The 17,771-nt window shown below is 71.9% G+C and carries 12 protein-coding genes; 1 reads left to right on the forward strand and 11 read right to left on the reverse strand.

The genetic code is table 11. The features are described 5' to 3' along the window. The 10 genes from BLS56_RS05320 to BLS56_RS05365 all read right to left on the reverse strand — a co-directional run. Positions 1 to 2,208 (reverse strand): RHS repeat-associated core domain-containing protein (locus tag BLS56_RS05320; protein ID WP_139190526.1); only part of this gene is annotated, 2,208 nt, incomplete at its 3' end. Between the two features lie 189 nt (positions 2,209 to 2,397). Further along, on the reverse strand, positions 2,398 to 3,888 hold the full coding sequence (locus tag BLS56_RS05325; RefSeq protein WP_091448826.1) for a flavin-containing monooxygenase: 1,491 nt from the start codon (positions 3,886 to 3,888) through the stop codon (positions 2,398 to 2,400). Positions 3,889 to 3,950: 62 nt separating this feature from the next. Further along, positions 3,951 to 6,653, reverse strand: a complete 2,703-nt coding sequence (locus tag BLS56_RS05330; protein WP_091448827.1) for a hypothetical protein — start codon at positions 6,651 to 6,653, stop codon at positions 3,951 to 3,953. Positions 6,654 to 6,744: 91 nt separating this feature from the next. Beyond that, the gene (locus BLS56_RS05335) at positions 6,745 to 8,865 is read right to left on the reverse strand and encodes an acyltransferase family protein (protein ID WP_091449239.1); all 2,121 of its coding nucleotides are present in this window, start codon (positions 8,863 to 8,865) and stop codon (positions 6,745 to 6,747) included. A 269-nt stretch (positions 8,866 to 9,134) separates the two neighbouring features. After that, positions 9,135 to 10,346: an ATP-grasp domain-containing protein gene (locus BLS56_RS05340; protein ID WP_091449241.1), complete on the reverse strand. Its 1,212-nt coding sequence runs from the start codon at positions 10,344 to 10,346 to the stop codon at positions 9,135 to 9,137. After that, positions 10,343 to 11,431, reverse strand: coding sequence for a pyridoxal-phosphate dependent enzyme (locus BLS56_RS05345; RefSeq protein WP_228771397.1), 1,089 nt, complete (start codon positions 11,429 to 11,431; stop codon positions 10,343 to 10,345). The genes BLS56_RS05340 and BLS56_RS05345 overlap by 4 nt, the downstream gene beginning before the upstream one ends. Then, on the reverse strand, positions 11,428 to 12,468 hold the full coding sequence (locus BLS56_RS05350; protein ID WP_091448828.1) for an ABC transporter substrate-binding protein: 1,041 nt from the start codon (positions 12,466 to 12,468) through the stop codon (positions 11,428 to 11,430). The genes BLS56_RS05345 and BLS56_RS05350 overlap by 4 nt, the downstream gene beginning before the upstream one ends. Continuing rightward, positions 12,465 to 13,310, reverse strand: a complete 846-nt coding sequence (locus BLS56_RS05355; protein ID WP_091448829.1) for an ABC transporter ATP-binding protein — start codon at positions 13,308 to 13,310, stop codon at positions 12,465 to 12,467. Before BLS56_RS05355 ends, BLS56_RS05350 begins: the two co-directional genes overlap by 4 nt. Further along, positions 13,310 to 14,404 (reverse strand): FecCD family ABC transporter permease, encoded by a 1,095-nt coding sequence (locus tag BLS56_RS05360; protein ID WP_091448830.1) that lies wholly within the window; start codon positions 14,402 to 14,404, stop codon positions 13,310 to 13,312. Before BLS56_RS05360 ends, BLS56_RS05355 begins: the two co-directional genes overlap by 1 nt. Further along, on the reverse strand, positions 14,394 to 15,164 hold the full coding sequence (locus BLS56_RS05365) for a class I SAM-dependent methyltransferase (protein ID WP_091448831.1): 771 nt from the start codon (positions 15,162 to 15,164) through the stop codon (positions 14,394 to 14,396). Before BLS56_RS05365 ends, BLS56_RS05360 begins: the two co-directional genes overlap by 11 nt. A gap of 578 nt (positions 15,165 to 15,742) precedes the next feature. Here BLS56_RS05365 and BLS56_RS05370 point away from each other — a divergent pair. Further along, positions 15,743 to 16,123 carry a hypothetical protein gene (locus tag BLS56_RS05370; RefSeq protein WP_139190527.1) on the forward strand — a complete coding sequence of 127 codons (381 nt, stop codon included), beginning with the start codon at positions 15,743 to 15,745 and terminating at the stop codon, positions 16,121 to 16,123. Between the two features lie 133 nt (positions 16,124 to 16,256). Here BLS56_RS05370 and BLS56_RS05375 read toward each other — a convergent pair whose 3' ends face one another. Further along, entirely contained in the window at positions 16,257 to 17,591 is a 1,335-nt protein-coding gene (locus tag BLS56_RS05375) for an MFS transporter (RefSeq protein WP_228771398.1), read from the reverse strand. Positions 17,592 to 17,771: the final 180 nt, after the last annotated feature.

Here is a 17,771-nt window from a genome sequence, read left to right on the forward strand (position 1 = left end):
CCCGGCCGACTCCTGGGGTGTTTCTCCCGGCGCCTGGGGCTGTTCGCCCTGATCGGTGTTCGCGGTCAGGGCACCGAGGTTGATGGTGGGCTGGTTGTTGAGTTCGTCCAGCATCGCCTGGGCGCCCGCGGCGATGGTCTGGGTAATCGGTGGTGGTGTTCGCGGAGTCAGCGCGCGGAGCAGCACCTCGGCGCCACGCTGGTCCTGGACGGCGCGAACAGCCTCGGCCATCTGCTTCAGCGGCAGACCGCTCCTCACCTTCCGCTTGCCCGGGTTCCGACCGGAGTCACCGCCACCGGGGGTGTCGGGACTCGCAGCTGTGCCCGGGTCTGGGTTGGGGTTGGGGTGCGAAGGCCCGTTGCCGGTGGCAGGCAGCTGCGCCAATAGTTGGTACAACTGGTTGATCGCCTGTCGGTACCAATCCCAACTGCGATCCGGGCGAGGTGGCGGGCTGATCGTTGAGGGCGTCGGATTTGGGTTCGACTTGGGCTTTTTGACCTCTTCGAGGACCTTCTCGGTCACGGCAGCGCCACCCGCGGCCACAGTGAGCCACGCGACGCCGTTCGCGGCCGCTGTCACGATCGCCGGAACCGCTGGTATCACGAACCAGACGAAGCGACCAGTCGGATCGGTGTGGTTCAGCGGGCTCGACGCGGCGTAGGTGTGGCGGTTGGCGTTGAGGAGGTCTCGGGGGTCGAGGGGGGTGGTGTCGCGGGAGAGGAAGTTGGCGGTGCCGGGGGCGTACCAGCGGGCGCCCATGTTCACCGCGCCGCTGGTCGGGTCGGTGTACTGGCTCTGGAAGCCCAGGTCCGGCTGCACACCGGCAGCGGCAGTGCGGTTGCCGAACGGGTCGTAGCCGCGGGAGCCGAGGGCGGCTCCAGTCACGGGATCGGTGACGGCAACCAGATCCGTGTGGAGGTTGGTCCACGCCAGGCCGGTCGCGGTGCCCTGGCGGATGCCGAGCGGGGTTCCGGTGGGGGTTCGGGTGTAGGTGGCGGAGCCGTCTGTGACCACCGCCGAACTGGCGCCCGCGTAGGTCAGGGTGCGGGAGCCGGTGGCCACCAGCCGGTTGAGGGCGTCGTAGGTGTGGGTGACCGGGCCTTCGCTGGTCAGCTCGTCGAAGGCGTTGAAGGTGGACGTGGTGGTCGTGCCGCCGGTTGTCGTGGCGGCGAGGGTGCCGCGCGGCGTGTAGGCGTAGGTGCTGCCGCCGCGAGAGGTGAGGCGGTTGCGCTGGTCGTAGGTGGCCGAGGTGGGGCCTGACTGGACCAGGTTGCCGTTGTCGTCCCAAGCGTAGGCGGTGGTGGTTGTGCCGTCGTTCCAGGAGGTGAGCCTGCCCGCCTGGTCGTAGCCGTAAGTATTGGCCCCGGCGCCTGCCAGGCCGGTGATGGTCTTGCTGGTCAGGCGGTCCTCGGCGTCGTAGCCGTAGGAGATCGATGACGTGGCCGTGCCGTTGGGGGCCTTGGTGGTGTCGGTGGTCAGGCGGTTGAGGGAGTCGTAGGTGTAGGTCCTGGTGGCCTTGCCGGTTCCGTGGCCGACCGTGGTCAGCCTGCCCGCCTCGTCGTAGGTGTAGGCGGCCGTCGCCCCGGTCAGCGGGTCCGCGGCGGTGGCGGGCCGTCCCACTGGGTCGTAGGTGAAGGTAGTGGTTCCGGCGGCGGTGGTGGTGGCCGCCAAGAGGTTGTCGGCGTTCCAGGTGTTGGCGGTGTTGCCCGCCGAACCGGTGGCCGAGACCAGATTGCCGCGGTCGTCGTAGACAAAGGTCTCGTTGGTCGTGCCCGCCGCCGCCGAGGTCATCCGGCCGAGCGGGTCGTAGCCGAACACGCGGTCGGGGGTGGCAGCCGCGCCCGCCCCGGCCTGACGGATCAGGTTGCCCAGCGCGTCGGGCATCGCGCCGGTCGGGTTGGCGTCGGTCGGCAGGTTGTTCGCGGTGGAGAACAGCACGCCGCCGTTGGTGGCGGTGGTCTTGAACCACATTTCGACGGCGAGATGAGCCGAGTCGCGCACCAAGTTGTCCGGGAGCCGGACGTGGTTTAGGTTCGCGCCGAAGCCGCTGGCGGTGGTGGCGCTGGAGCCCAGCGGGCCCACCGCGCCGCGGGTCAGGCTCGCGGCCGTGCCGTCGGCAGTGCCCCAGAAGCCGGGAACCTCGCTGACCGCGGTGTTGCCCGAAGCCTCGGAGAGTCGCCAGTACCCGCGCGGGTTCGTGTCGAGCACGGTGGTGCGGTAGTGCGAGACCGCGCCGAGATGATGAAACGGTCAAAGCCTTCAGTCGGCGCGCCGAGGAATCTTCCAGCGCGAAACCCGGACGACTCAAACCGCCGATCAAGAAATACCGTTCACCTGCCGACGCCAGGTGGACTCGGGATTAGCGCGAACGGCCGATCCCGATGCGGGATTCGCGACCTACCGCGCCGATCCTGCCTGGGCTGATCCAGCGCGGGAGAAGAGCACGCCGTCGTCGAGGGGGCCGTGGCGAAGCAGGGCTATGTCGCGGGGGTAGTTCTGGTGCAGGCGCCAGGGGGTGGTGGGGCCCTGTTTGGGGAGGCGGTGGCTGGCGCGCTGGATGTAGCCGGAGGTGAGGTCCAGGAACGGCTCCCTCGGCAGGGTGGGGTCCGGGGCCTGCGGGGTGCACTGGTCCAGACCGTGTTCGGCCATGTGGTCGAGCAGGCGGCAGACATAGTGGGCGACCAGGTCGGCCTTGAGGGTCCAGGACGCGTTGGTGTAGCCCATGGTCATGACCAGGTTGGGGACGCCGCTGAACATCATGCCCTTGTAGGCCACGGTGTCGGCCGGGTCGATCTCGTCACCGTCGACGGTGAGCGTGATGCCGCCGACCATGAGCAGTTCCAGGCCGGTGGCGGTGACGATAACGTCGGCGGGGAGGTGGTCGCCGGAGTCGAGCGCTATGCCGGTTTCGGTGAAGGTCTTGATGGTGTCGGTGACCACCGACGCCTGGCCCGTGCGCACGGCGCGGAACAGGTCGCCGTCGGGGACGAAGCACAGGCGCTGGTCCCAGGGGTCGTAGGCGGGGCGGAAGTGGGTGTCGACGTCGTAGCCCGCCGGGAGCCTGCGGACGGCGTCGCGGCGGAGCAGGCCGCGGACCAGGTCCGGTTTGCGCCTGCTGAGCTGGAACAGCAGCGTGGCCAGCAGCACGTTCTTCCACCGCACCAACGGATACGCGACCTTCGCGGGCAGCCGGTCGCGGGCCCAGTCGGCGATCGGGTCGCGGGAGCCGAGGGTGAGCACGTAGCTTGGCGAGCGCTGCAGCATGGTCACGTGCTCGGCGTTGCCCGTCATCGCGGGGACCAGGGTGACCGCGGTGGCGCCGCTGCCGATGACCACGACCCGTTTTCCGGTCCAGTCCAGGTCTTCCGGCCAGTGCTGCGGGTGGACGATCGGGCCCGCGAACCGGTCCGCGCCGGGGAACTCGGGGGTGTGTCCCTGGTCGTAGCGGTAATAGCCGGTGCACAGATAAAGGAAGCCGCAGGTCATCGTCACGGTTTCCGCGCCGCGTTCGACCGTGACCGTCCACATCGCCCGGTCGCTCGACCACTCGGCGGCGACGACCTTGTGCCGGAAGCGGATCTTCTCGGCCACGCCGTGCTCGGTGGCCGCCTCGCCGATGTACTCGCGAATCGACGCGCCGTCGGCGATGGCCTTCGCCCGCGTCCACGGGCGGAACGAGTAGCCGAGGGTGAACATGTCCGAGTCCGAGCGGATGCCCGGGTAGCGGAACAGGTCCCACGTGCCGCCGACCGCGCCGCGCGCCTCCAGGATCGCCAGCGACTTGCCCGGGCACTTGCGGCGCAGGTGGCAGGCCGCGCCGACACCGGACAGCCCGGCGCCGACGATCAGGACGTCCACATAGTCCCCAGCGACATGCTCCCCAGCCATGCGGATTCCCTCCAGATCGAGCGCACCCGGAACCTACCAACGAGTCTGTCCAGGTGGAAGGGTCAGGCAGGCTCGGTGAACCAGTCGAACGGCCGCGGGCCGAGGAACTGGATCGTCGGCAGGACGAACGACGTGAACGCCAGGCCGAGCGGGTTGCCCTGGGCGAGCAGGGCGATGCGCGCGTGCCGCACGGCCGAGCCGATCGGCAGGCCCTGGACGAGGAAGCCGCGCAGGCAGTCCTCGGCGAACGCGGCGGCGGTCTCCTCGAACACGGTGATGTCCGCGCCGACCACCCCGCACGCCTCGGCGTCCTGGACGAAGTAGCCGACGAAGTCGAGCACGGCCTCCGGGGTCAGGCCGGGCGCGCGGCACGCGTTGAGGAACACCAGCGGGCGCCGCGCTGGCCAGGCGATCCCGCCCTGGTACAGCGTGTCGGGCGTGATGACCGCGCCATGGGTGACCCGCAGGTAGGGCACGTGCTGCTCCACGCCGCCCCGGCAGTGGAAGTAGACGACGTGCGGCTGCCCGGACCGCAGGTCGCGCAGCACGTCGTCGGTGTCATCGGACAGCGCGACCCGGGCGAGTTTGCCCAGCGCCGCCTCGTGCTCCCCGACCTGGGGGAAGTCGCGGTGGACGCCGCCGAGCAGGTCGGCGCCGCCGCGGCCGTCGAGTTCGTCGGGGAGCCCGGCCGCTGACCCGATCGACACCGGCAGGCCGAGCGCGTGCCGGTAGCCCCAGAACCCGCCGGGGCACACCACGACCGGGTCGGGTTCGCTGGCCTGCGCGCACTCGCCGCGGAAGCAGTCGGCCGCGGCGACCGTGCCCTGGCGCACGGCCCGGTCGAAGTCCGCGCACAGCCGCAGCAGCGGGGCCTCGGTGTCGAGCGGGTAGTCGTACAGCAGCGCCGCGGGCGGCACGTGCCGGGTGCCTTCGCGCAGCGCGATCTGGACGTAGCCGGGGCTGGCGAGCGCGGCGCGCACCGGTTCGGCCAGGTCACCGGACTTGCCGGTCGAGCCGAGGCCGCGGGTGAGCAGGTGGTGCAGCCGGTGCCCGGCGACCGCGAGGCCAGCGAGGTCGTCGGCGAGCCGCGAGTACGACGGCGGGGCCGCGTACCGGTAGGCCAGCCCGTCGCGCCACGGGCCGTCCGCGCCCCAGGCGACCCGGTGCAGGGCGGCGCGGGCGTGCCCGATCTGCGCGCTCAGCGGCCCGTCGCCGACTCCTGCCTGCGCCCGCAGCAGCCGGGCGCCGTCGTCGGCGAAGACCCGCAGCGCGTGCGTGCCCGAGCCGTCGTCGTCCAGTTGCAGGCTCGCCGCGTACCTCGGCGCGGTGGACTCCGCGAGCGACACGGCGGGGTCGGCGACCCGGAAGTCCAGCACGGACCGCAGCGCCCCGGACAGCGGCGTCGGCTTCGCGGCCACCACGACCTCGATCAGCCGGGACTGCAGCAGCAGCTGGTTCCAGTACACGTTGCAGCGCATCCGCGCGGCGCCGCGGCGGGCGGGCATCCGGACCGGGAAGGCGAGCCGGTCGGCCCACCAGCGCTTCTCGGCGAACTGGAAGGGCTGGTGCAGCACCACCGCGCCGCTGTCGTGCAGCCGGAGCTGGCCGATGGTCGCGCCGTCGCGCAACTCGATCTCGCCCGGGTAGTCGAACAGCACGACGGTGACGGTCGCGTCCGGGGGCAGCTCGGCGGGCTGCGGCGGGTGCGTGGCGCCCTCGTCGTCGGCGGGGCCGATGGTGAGCCAGAACAGGTACTCCTGGCCGCTGGTCAGCGTCGTGTTCGGGTCGAGCAGCCGCGGCATCGCGCTGCGGTCGGCGAAACCGGTGCTCACCACCTGCTCCCCCGGTTCGGCGCGGCGCGGCTGGCGCGCCACCGGCGCCGCGGTGGGCGCGCTGACCTCGGCGGCGGTCTCGGGCGGGGCGTCCTCGACGGGCCTGCGGCGGCGCCGGTGCGCGGGCTCTTCGTAGGCCGCCCCGCCCGCGTCGAAGACCGCCTGCTCCGCGAAGACCGCCCGTTCGGCGAGAGACGCGCTTTCCTCGAAGTCGGGAAGGACGAACTCGCCGCTGCCGGGGCCGCTGTCCGGGACGGGCACCGTGCCCGCCGGTCCGCCCGGTCGGCGCACGGCGGCTTCGAGGACGCCCCGGACCAGGTCGACGGGCGGCTGCGGGCCGGTCTGGGCGAGCAGTGAACGCACCCGCCCCCGGTCGGCCTGTTCGGACAGCCGGGCCGCCGCGGCCAGCCGCCGGTCCGCCGTGCCGCGGTCGCCGTGCTCCAGGGCCGTCACGGCATGGCGCAGGGCGTCGACCAGGCTCGTCTCCAGCAGGCGCGGGATCATCACCCGCCTGCCCCAGGCCGCCGGGTCCGCCGAGCCCGCCGGGTCGGCCATGCGCCAGCGCACGACGTCGGCGGCCAGGTCGCGGCCGTCGGCTGTGGACAGCCGCACGTCGAGTTCGGCGGTGCCGGGGGCGGGCAGGTCCAGCCGGACCAGGAACTCGTCCATCCCGGACGCGGTCCACGCTGGCCCGTCGTGCTCGCCGCGCGGCCGCCACGCCGGGTCGATGACCGGGCGGACCCGCCGCACCGACACCCGGGCGGCCGGGTCGCCGGGGCGCAGCCGCAGCCGCAGCGCCTCCCCGAGGTGCCCCTCCAGGGAGAACACCGTGACCAGCGCGTGCACCCGTCCGCCGTGCCGAGGCAGGGCGACGTCGTGCACGACGCTCAGCCGGGGCGGCAGCCCACCCGGGTCGTCTTCGGTCATCGGCATCCCGCGCGCTCACACCTTTCGACCAGCGAAAAGATCGTCGTCTCGGTGTCGCCGGTCCAAAATGCTCCGTTACACCGAGCCTAGCCGCACTTCAGCCGGTCGGGAGGCCGATCGCGGCGGCGATCATCGGGCGCAGGCTGCGGCTGAACTCCAGGTTGAGGTGGTTCGCGTCGTAGTAGACGGCGACGTCGCCGACGACCCCGTAGCACTGGCGCTGGTCGCAGAAGTAGTCCGTGAGGTCGATGTGGGTCACGCCCGGGTTGTCGGTCGCCTCGGCCGCGGCGCCCAGCGGGTCCGGCGGCTGCGCGACGGCCCGGTCGACCGCGCAGGCCACCGGGTCCTCCGGGTTGAGGGCGACGCAGTCCGCCGCCCGGACCTCGCCGTTGAGCGGCGGGTCGCCGAGCACGTGGACCTGGGCGCCCGCGTCGGTCCAGCGCCGCCAGTACGGCTCAAGGCCGTCGCGGTAGTGCTGCTCCTGGCCGCGGCCGGTGGTGTCGCGCGCGGGCTGCTTGCGCGCGTAGAAAGAGGTGAACACCCGGTCGGGCCGGTCCTTGGCGATCTCCTCGGCCATCATGGCGGTCCAGTCGGTGCACCGCTTCGCGTCCGCGGGCGACGCGGACCCGTTGAACCCGACGAAGGGAATCCTGGCGAACGGGCAGCCGCCGAGGTAGCTGAGCTTGAGCACCCACCGGTTTTCCCTGGCGAGGTCCAGCAGCGGCCCCTGCCACTGCTGCGCGTGCGAGTCGCCGACCAGCCAGACGACAGTGGGCGACGGCGCGCCGCCGCTGTAGTCGCACACTTTCGTGGTCTTGCGGCCCCCGGCGAGGTAGGTGTCCAGGTGCTCGCCGCACTCCGGCGGCGACCAGAAGTACTCGTTGGCCGGTCCCATGTGCACGACCTTCGCTGGGCCGAACGGGTCGGCGCACCCGCTGCCGGGGACCAGCGCGGCGGCCCCGTGGCAGGGGTCGACCGCGTGGGCGCGCGCCTCCCGGGCGGCCTGGGCGGCCTGGGTGACGTGCTGGTCGTAGGTCCAGGTGAGCCCGCCCGCGACCAGGGCGACCGCGGCCATCCCGGCGACCATGGCCGCGAACGTGGCCCGGGTGCTGTTCGCCAGCGGCGCCCAGGTCATGCCGCGGTCCTCGACCAGCCGCTTGGACACCCAGGCCAGCGCCACCGCGGCCACCAGCACCCCGGCCCGGTGGGCGAAGGTCAGCTTGCCGTCGTCCAGGAAGTCGGCCAGGGCGTAGGGGGCCAGCACGATCATCGGCCAGTGCCACAGGTAGAGCGAGTAGCTGATGTTCCCGAGGAACTGCACGGGCGCGGACGAGGTCACCACCGAGTGCCACTGCCGTTCCCCGGCGGCGCCCGCGACGATCACCAGCCCGGTGCCGACGGTGGGCACGAGCGCGAGCAGCCCGGGGAAGGCGGTGTGGTGGTCGAACAGGACGGCCGACCCGACGATCAGCGCCAGCCCCGCCGCGGCCGCGACACCCGCGGCGACCCTGGGCAACGCCAGCCGCGCCCCGGCCAGCGCGATCAACGCGCCGATCGCGAACTCCCACACCCGCCCCGGGGTGACGAAGTACGCCTGGCTCTTGGACACCTCGGTGAAGTACACGCAGAAAGCCAGCGACGCCGCCCCCACGGCGAGAACACCGACGACCTGCGCCCGCCTGCCGCGGATCTTGAACAGCAGCAGCAACAGCAGCGGCCAGAGCAGGTAGAACTGCTCCTCGACCGACAGCGACCAGTAGTGCTGGGCGAGACTCGCCGCGGCCGTCAGCGCCGAGTAGTCGACCGAGTTGACCGCGAGCAGCCAGTTCTCCCAGTACAACGCGGCGGCCAGAGCCTCATGGGCGTTGGCCTCCCACCGCGGGTACGGAAGCAGGAAATACGCCGCGGCCAGACTCGCCAACAGCACCAGGAACGCAGCGGGCAGCAGCCGCCGAACCCGGCGGGCGTAGAACCGGCCGAGCCGGACCCGCCCGGTGCGCAGGATCTCCCGGTCCAGGTGCGAGCTGATCAGGAACCCGGAAATGACGAAGAAGACATCCACACCCACATAGCCGCCGGTAAGCCCCGTAGGCCACAGGTGGTTCACCACAACCGCGAGAACCGCGACCGCACGCAGCGCCTGAATATCGGGCCGGAAACCCTTCGGGGTGCGGGAGGTGGCATCCGGCGTCGACTGTGCCCGGACTTGCGTAGCCATCTCCACGTCGGTCATCCCCCACAAGCACGGAGCCAGGTCGAGGAAGTGTACGAGAAGCCTCCGACCCGAAACCCATGCCTCACCCCGATGCTGTGCCGCCCATCACGAACGGCAAGTCCCAGAAGGACGGAACAGCAAGTCCCGGATGGACGGTGAGTGACGGAAATTCGACGCAGAAGCAGCACACCCCTGACCACTCCACCCATCGAGCAGACCCACCCAAGCACCAACCGGGCGGGCGGAGACCCGAGCCGCATGGCAAAAACGGCTCAAGCGGGCGCGATCACCGGGACGATCCCGCCCGCCGCCGCCAGCGCGCGGTGCAGAGCCAGCTCAGCGGTGCCGCCCTCGGCCAGCAAGATGCCGGTGCACCCACGCTGGTCGCCCAAGTGCCGGATCTGTCCGCCCACCTCGGCGGTCGGATACCACTCAGGCGCACCCGGGAACCCCGCAAGCCGATCAAGCCCGGTCCACCCCGTCAAAGTTCCCACCTCACCCGGATAAACCAAGACGAACGCGACAGCGGGCCCGCCCCCCAACGGAGCGTCGAGCAGCGCGGGCCGCTCCCCCAGCGCCATCGACACCGTCGCCGTGTACACATTGGTCTCCAGTGACCGGCACAGCGCCTCCCCCACCAGCGCCCCACCGATCCGCGCGTTGATCTCGACCACCTCGGGACCATCCACCGTGAGAACGAACTCGGTATGCGCAAACCCTTGCCCATGCCCGGCCGCGGCCAGCACCCGCGCGATCCACTGCTCCAGATCCGCAAGGTCAGCGGCAGGAAACGCCACCGGGAACGCGGCAGCCTCCTCACGCCGCGCGGGCTCCGGGGACAGCTGGCGACTGAGCACCCCCAGCAGCCGGGTGCGCCCCTGCCAGGTCACCGTCTCCGCGCTGTAGAGCGGCCCCGCGAAGAACGGCTCGACGACGAGATGCCCTTTGAGCGGGGCGCCCGCGGCCTCCCGCCGGACACGGTCAAGCTCGGCTGAGTCGCGGATCAGCCAGACCGCGCGCGACGACGTGCCCGCCGAGTCCTTGACGATGAACGGGAACCCGACCGCCTCGGCCGCGTCGGCGATCCCGTCGGCCGACACGGCGATGGCCGCGGCGCGGCTGAGGCCGTGGGCGTGCAGGGCCGCGCGCACCACGCCCTTGTCCCGCAGCCCGCGCACCGCGGCGACGGCCGGGCCGGGCAGGCCCAGCCGGGCGGTGATCTCCGCGCCGGGCAGCGCCCAGGTGTCGGTCGAGCTGATCACGCCTGCCAGGTCCGCCACCCCGCGCAGGGCGGCCTCGCAGGCGGCGATGTCGGTGGTGTCGATGTCGATCACGTCGATCCGGCCTGCGGGCAGGGCGGCCAGCTCGTGGGTGTAGATCGACCGGTCGCCGGTCAGCAGGCACAGGCGGTGCCCGGCGTCGGCCGCCGCGTCGGCCAGCCTGCCCAGGCCGAAGGTGAGTGCTTCCAGCAGTGCGACGGTCACGACGCCCACCCTTCCCGGTGGTGCTGGGTGGGAATCAGAACAGGCCCGCGGACGGGTCCTTGGTAATCCCGGCGCGCCCAGTGCATCGCCGACCACGGTGGGGCCAGGTCGTCCAGCGCGTCGATCTCGACCGGGGCGAGCCGGGCGGGGTCGAGCGCTTCGCGGTGGCGGGCGAAGACGCGCTCGGTGTAGCGGTGGCCGGTGTCCGCGCCGATCACCAGGTGGGTGCGCTCCGGGCGGCGGCGGGCCTCCCACGCCGCGACCAGGTGCGCGGCCCCGGTGGACAGCCCGGCGAAGACGGCGTGCTCGCGCAGCAGGCCGACCGTGCCAGCCATGGCGTGCCGGAAGTCGAGCCAGTGCACGTCGTCGTAGAGGTCGTGGTGGACGTTGTCGAACGGGATGGCGCTGCCGATGCCCGCGATGATGGCGTCCGGGTCGGTGAACCGGTCGCTGCCGAAGGTGACGCTGCCGAAGGGCTGCACGCCCACCAGCCGCACGTCCGGATCATCCGCCCGCAGCGCCTCGACCAGGCCGCCGGTGGACGCCCCGGTGCCGACGCTGCCCACCACGGTCAGCGGCAGCGGGCCGAGCGCGGCGCGGGCCAGGTCGGCCAGTTCCGCGTAGCCGAGGTAGTGCACCGGGTCGTGGTACTGGCGCATCCAGTGCATCGTCGGGTCGCGGTCGAGCAGCTCGCGCACCCGCTCGACCCGGCGCCGCTGGTCCAGGCGCAGGTCGGCCGAGGGCGGCATCTGGTCGACGGTGGCGCCGAGGATCTCCAGCTGCGCGCGCATCGTGGCGTCCACTGTGGTCGAGGCGACGATGTGGCAGCGCAATCCGTGGCGGTGGCAGGCCATCGCGAGCGCCAACGCGTAGATCCCACTGGAACTGTCCACAAGTGTCTGTCCGATTCGGACAGTGCCGTCGGCGATCAGCGAGCGCACCACGCCGAGTGTCGCGTAGACCTTGAGGGTCTCGAACCGCGCGAGAACCACGTTGCGCGACAGGCGGATCAGGCTGGGCGCCTTGATGGCGTCGGTGATGTGCTCGTGCACCACCGCGCCGGTCGCGGATGCCACCGCGCTCACCGGCCGATGGAGCGCAGGTAGGCGGCGAGGCTTTCCGCGCCCTGGACGTTGCGCGGCCCGCTGACCATGTCGCCGTAGGAGATGACGTGGAAGCGGTTGTCCCGCACGGCCGGGCTGGACGCCAGGGCGGGATGGGCCTTGAGGAAGGCGATCTTGTCCGCGGCGGGCTGGTCTGCGTAGTCGACCACGATGATCACCTCGGGCTCGGTCTTGACCACGGCCTCCCAGCCGACCGCGCCCCAGCCGTCCTCCAGGGTGGCGAAGACGTTGGCGCCCCCGGCCGCGGCGATGACGTCGTTGGGCGCGGCGTGCCGGCCAGCGGTGAACGCCTGGTCGGTGCCGGAGTCGTAGACGAACACCCGCACCGGCGGCTTGTCCTTGGGCGCGCCCGCGCGCACGGTGTCCATCCGGCCCCGCAGCTCGGCGACAAGCTCTTCCGCGCGCTTCTGCACCCCGAAAATCTGCCCGAGGTTCGTCAGATCCGTGTAGAGCGCCTCCATCGGCGTCACGTCGGCCTGCGACTTGGGGTAGTCCCAGCAGGTCTCGGTGTGCAGGTAGCTGCGGATGCCGACTTGCTCGAGCAGCGTCGGGGTGATGCCGCGCTCCTCGCTGAACCCGGAGTTCCAGCCCGCGATGACCCAGTCGGCCTTGGCGTCGACCAGGATCTCCCGGGTGACGCGCTTGGTGCCCAGCCGCTCGACCTTGGCGTAGTCGTCCTTCCACGGGGAGCCCGCGATGGACGGGTCGCCGAGGGAGTTCATGACGTAGCCGCGCATCCGGTCGGCCAGGCCGAGGGAGAACATCTTCTCCACGCCGGAGACGTCGTAGGCGACCGGGCGCTGCGGGACGGGGTAGGTGACCTGCGCGCCGCAATTGGTCACCGTCGCCTCGGCCGGGGTGCTCGCGCCCGGCGCAGCGGACGGCTGGACCTGGGCTCCGCAGGCGGCCAGCAGCAGCGCGGTGGACGCCAGCAGCGCGGCGCGGGTCCGTGTTCTGTGCGGCAGAGTCGGCGAAGTCGGCGAAGTCGGCGAAATCATGGCGCGATCCCCTCGGGGGTGGTGGGCGAGTCGGTCTCGATAGGACGGTCGGCAGTGGGCATGTCGTAGAGCAGTTGGAGAACGCCGGTGCGCGGGTGGGTGACGACGGTGGCGTCGACCCCGAACACCGAGCGCACCAGCCCGGTGGTGAGCACTTCGGCGGGCGTGCCGCAGGCGACCAGCGCGCCGGAGCGCAGCACGGCGATCCGGTCGCAGGTGGCCGCGGCGAGGTTGAGGTCGTGCAGTGCGACCAGCACCGTCAGCCCGCAGCGGCGCAGGAACCCCAGCAGCTCGATCTGGTGGCGCACGTCGAGGTGGTTGGTCGGCTCGTCGAGCACCAGCACCGCCGGTTCCTGCACCAGCGCCCTGGCCATCAGCACCCGCTGCCGCTCGCCGCCGGAGAGGGTGAGCACGCTGCGGGTGGCCAGGTGGGTGATGTCCATGCGGCGCAACGCTTCCCGGCACAGCTCGCGCTCGCGGCCGGTGAGCCGTGCCGAGCCGTTCTGGTGCGGGTAGCGGCCAAGCGCCACGACCTCTTCGACGGTGAAGTCCAGTTCGGCGCGGCTGTCCTGGGTGAGCGCGGCGATGCGGCGGGCGGTGTCGCGGATGCTCTGCTCGGACAGGGATTCCCCGTCGAGCAGCACTGCCCCGGCGGTGGGCCGCATGGCCCGGTAGACGCAGCGCAGCGCGGTCGATTTGCCGCTGCCGTTGGGGCCGAGCAGGCCGAGGACTTCCCCGCCGCCGACGTCCAGGCTCAGCTCGCGGATCAGCGTCGTGCCCGCGACCTCGACGGAGATGCCGCGCAGGGAGATCGGCAGTGCGGACGGTGGGTGGGCAGGCATCAGCGGCCCCCGAACGCGTAGCCGCGGCGGCGCATCACCACGAGGAACACCGGCACGCCGATCAGCGCGGTGATCACGCCCAGCGGCAGTTCCTCCGGCGGGACCAGGGTGCGGGCGAGCACGTCCACCCACACCAGGAAAACCGCCCCGGCCAGCGGGGCGACGGCCAGCACCCGGCGGTGCCCCGAGCCGACCATCATCCGCACCACGTGCGGCAGCACCAGGCCGACGAAGCCGATGGAGCCGCTGACCGCGACCAGCAGGCCGGTCACCACGGCGGTGAGCGCGAACAGCCACCGCCGCAGGCCCGCCGCGTCGATGCCCAGGCTCGCCGCGGTCTCGTCGCCCATCGACAGCACGTCCATCGCGGTGCCGAGGTACATCAGCACGATCACCGCGACGATCACCCCGACCAGCGCCATCGGCAGCGACGCCCAGGTGGCCGCGCCGAGGCTGCCCAGCAGCCAGAACAGCACCGTCTGCGCCGCCTGCCCGTTGGGCGAGAGGAAGACCAGCACGCTCATCAGCGCCTGGAACGCGTAGGCGAGCGCGACCCCGGTGAGCACGAGCCGCAGCGGGGTCAGCCCCATGGCGCTGCGCGCGGCGAAGTAGACCAGCACCGTCGCCACCAGCGCGCCGAGGAACGCCGCCACCGACAGCGCGAGCACGCCGAGCCCGGCGAACAGGCCGAACACCACCACCGCGGCCGCCCCAACGGACGCGCCGGAGGAGATGCCCAGCACGAACGGGTCGGCCAGGGCGTTGCGGACCAGCGCCTGCACCGCGACGCCGATCACCGCGAGCCCGGCGCCCACGACGGCGGCCAGCAGCACCCTTGGCGTGCGGACCTGCCAGACGATCGAGTACCCGGTCACCTCGTCGGCGCGGATCTCGCCGCCGGTCAGCGCCTTGCCCAGGAAGCGCAGGACCTCGCCCAGCGGCACAACGGTCGGCCCCAGCGCGATGCCCGCCGCGACCGACAGCGCCAGCGCCACGGTGAGCCCGATCAGCGGCAGCACCAGGCTGCCCGCGCGGCGGCCCGCGCCCTCGATCTCGGCGAACAGTCTCAGGTCGGGGCTTGCGTCAGTCCTCATCGGACCCCCGCACACCGCGCGTTGGAACACGGGTGCCGCGCACGATCAGCCGACGCGCCTTGTTGTCGTACGGCGAGCCGTCGAAGTCGCCGAAGCACTCCACGTCGGCGAACCCGACGGCCTCGAACAGCGCGCGCAACTCGGCGGCGCTGTAGAGAAAGGACAGGATCGACGCGTGCCGCACGGTGTCGCCGCGCACCAGCGTCCAGTCGGTGCGCAGCCGCGTCCAGTCGTCGAGGATCGTGTCGCGCATGAACACCGTGCCGTCCTCGGTGTCCACCGCCTGCGGGCGGCCGACCCAGCTCGCCAGGACCTCCTTGCCGAGCACGTCGACCAGCAGCGTGCCGCCGGGGGCCAGGCTGGTGAAGGCGTTGCGCAGCACGGCGCGGTTGTCGCCGGGGTCGGTGAAGTAGCCGAACGAGGTGTACATGTTGATGATCAGGTCGTAGCGGCCCGGCTCGACGTGCTCGCGCATGTCCGCCTGGACGAACCGGGCCGTCACCCCCGCCCGCGCGCAGGTCTCGCGCGCGCGGGCCAGCATCGCCGGGCTGAGGTCCACCCCGGTCACCTCCGCGCCGCGGCGGGCCAGCGGGGCGACGTGGAACGCCGGTCCGCAGGCCAGGTCGAGCACCCGCGCCCCGGCCGCGGCCTTGAGCAGCGGGGAAGTCTCGATCAGGTCGGCGGCCTCGGCCTCCCGGCGCGCCGGGAACATCGCGCCTGCGAAGCCGACCCACAGGTCGTCGTCCTCGAACCACTGCATACGGCTGCCACTCCTCGCCCGCTCGGCTGTCCGTCCAAGGAGTCGCCGCGCCGCCGCCGGTGGTTCCAGCGCGGGCATACGATCTTGCAGTGTGGGAAAAACACGGGAAAGGGTGGGAAATCGCGGAGAACCCGCAACGCCCGGGAACTCAGGCCGCGCCGGAACGACCGAGCGCGCGGCATCGACTCCGGCTGCCCGGCCTGCCCTCGGGCGGGGGCCGACCGATCGTCGTGGTCGGCCGGGTCGGGCAGGGGCAGGCAGTGGTCGCCGTCCGGGGGGTAGAGCCGGACATGGTGCCCCGTGAATGCGACAGGACAGGTGCTCACCGGAGTTTGCCGCACAGGATCTGCTCTCCGCGAATCCGGTTCTCTCGGAACTCCCCGTTCTTCTTCCGCACGCCCCGTGCGCGTGTTCGGACTCCCGGTCGTGGACGCCTGATCAAGGATCTGTGCACTCTCCGCCTAACCACCTCGGTTCATCTCGTGGAACACTCGGATACGAAGGCGCCGCCAAGTCGAGCCAATTCGATTTGGCGGCAGTCAGGTTGTCGTGACGTTTCACTCAAGGGGAATCAGAGTATGGGAAGCATCAAGGCCCGCGGTGCGAGTGTGTTGTTGGCAGGGTTGATGAGCCTTGGGCTCACCGGTGTGGCCGCGTCGCCCGCGGCCGCGACGGGGGTGGACGCCCAGGACACGCACCGCGCCAGCATCGCCTGTGCGAAGCCAAAGGGAGAGAAGGCCAACTACTCCTGGGGCGACGGCAACATCAGCGTCACCGTCTACTTCAACAACCACTGCTCGCACAAAGTGGACGCGGGTATCGTCACCCAGAACGCCACGGACGGCACCTACTCCATCCGGTGCATGACCACCAATGGCGGAACCAAGGGCAAGAAGAAGTTCAATATCGGCGCCCTCAACAAGGTCGTGAAGATTCAGAAGGGGTGCGAGCTCAAGTAGCGCCTCGGACCGAGGTCGCCCGGACGCGCTGTCCGGGCGACCTCGCGATAATGGGCGCACCGGGCGGCCGTGCTTCCCGGGCCGCACAGCATTGTCGATCTGCCGCAGGCCGCCCGAGCCGCCGAGCGCCCGGCTACCGATATTCGGGCGACCCGTGCTCACCGATATCCCGGAAACGACCGAGCGCGCGTGGCACCAGCAGTGCGGCCACCACGGCCGCGGCGGTGATGGCGCCGAACACCGCCGCGGCTCCGGGGTATCCGGCCAGGCCGAGGCCGAGCGCGCCCAGCGCGGAGCCGGTGAAGGTGCCCAGGCTCATCGCCGCGCCGTTGACCGCGAGGGCCGATCCGCGCAGCGTGCCGCCGTGGCGCACGAGCAGGGTCACCACGCAGGCGGCGACGGTGGCGTGGCTCGCGGCGAGCAGCGCGGTCAGTGCCAGCGCGGCGGGCAGCGTGCTGGTGAAGAAGACTCCGACCACGGCGCAGAGCGCGGCCAGCAGGCCGACGAGCAGCAGACGCTCGGGCGGCAGCCACGGCCGCGCGGAGTTGGCGATCCGCCCGACCACCAGGTTGCCGAGGAAGAACGACGCGCCGCTCAGTGTCCACACCAGAGCGAACGGGCCAGGGGCCAGGTCGAACCGGGTGTCGTAGAAGGCGGCCAGATAGGACAGATAGCCCATGAACGCCGCGGTGCGCAGCAGCGCGACAGCCAGCAGCGGCGCCAGGCCGGGCACCCGGGCCAGCGCCCGCAGCGACGCGATGTAGCCGACCCGTTCACCAGTGCCCGGACGACGGGCGGGCTCGCGTCTGAACAGGACGGCGGCCAGTCCGGCGGCGAGCACCGCGATCGCGACCAGGTCGCCGCGCCAGCCCCACAGGGCGGCGGGCAGCGCGATCACCGGCGCGGCGAGCATCGCGGTCAGCGACTGCGTCGCGGTCACCAGCGTCGCCGCCCGGCCCGCGGCGGGACCGTCGAACCGGTCGGCGGCGATCGCGCCCAGCGCGGGGGCCAGCACGGCCATCGCCGCGCCGACCAGGAAACAGAACACGGCCATCGCGGCGAACTCGCCCAGCGCGCCGACACCGGACGCGACCGCCAGCAGCCCCAGGCTCCCCGCGACGCTCCACTCCCGGGGCCACCGGTCGATCAGCGGCGCTGCGGCGGCTCCGACGACCAGCGACGCCAGCCCGCCCAGCCCGCGCAGACCCCCCATCTGGGCGATTCCGGCGCCTGCGGCGTCGGCGATCGGCACCAGGAACGTGCTGAACACCGTGTACGGCAGCAGCCCGGCCGCCGAGGCCGCCAGCACCGGCCACAGCGCGCGGGCCATGGACAAGTCCCCTGGCAGCGCCGCCGCCGGGGCCCGGTCGTTGGTGCTGGTCATCCGCTCGCTCTCGCACTGGTGGTCGCTGGTCACGATCAGGGCTCGGGACGGGAACTCCTGGGGCGTCGCCGCCGCTGGGCTCACTCGTTGGAGTATCACTGGTTTCGGGCAGGCTATTGTCACCCACGTACGAAACGTGATCGTGGGCCGACCGGATGAGTGAGCGTCCGGTCGCTCGGCGACGAGCAAGGCTCACGGTCTCGTACCGGCCGACCGCTCCTGGGCGCGTTCGCTCACATGCGTCATAGGATGCGGGACACATCA

Source organism: Actinokineospora iranica, from assembly GCF_900101685.1.
GTDB classification, from domain to species: domain Bacteria; phylum Actinomycetota; class Actinomycetes; order Mycobacteriales; family Pseudonocardiaceae; genus Actinokineospora; species Actinokineospora iranica.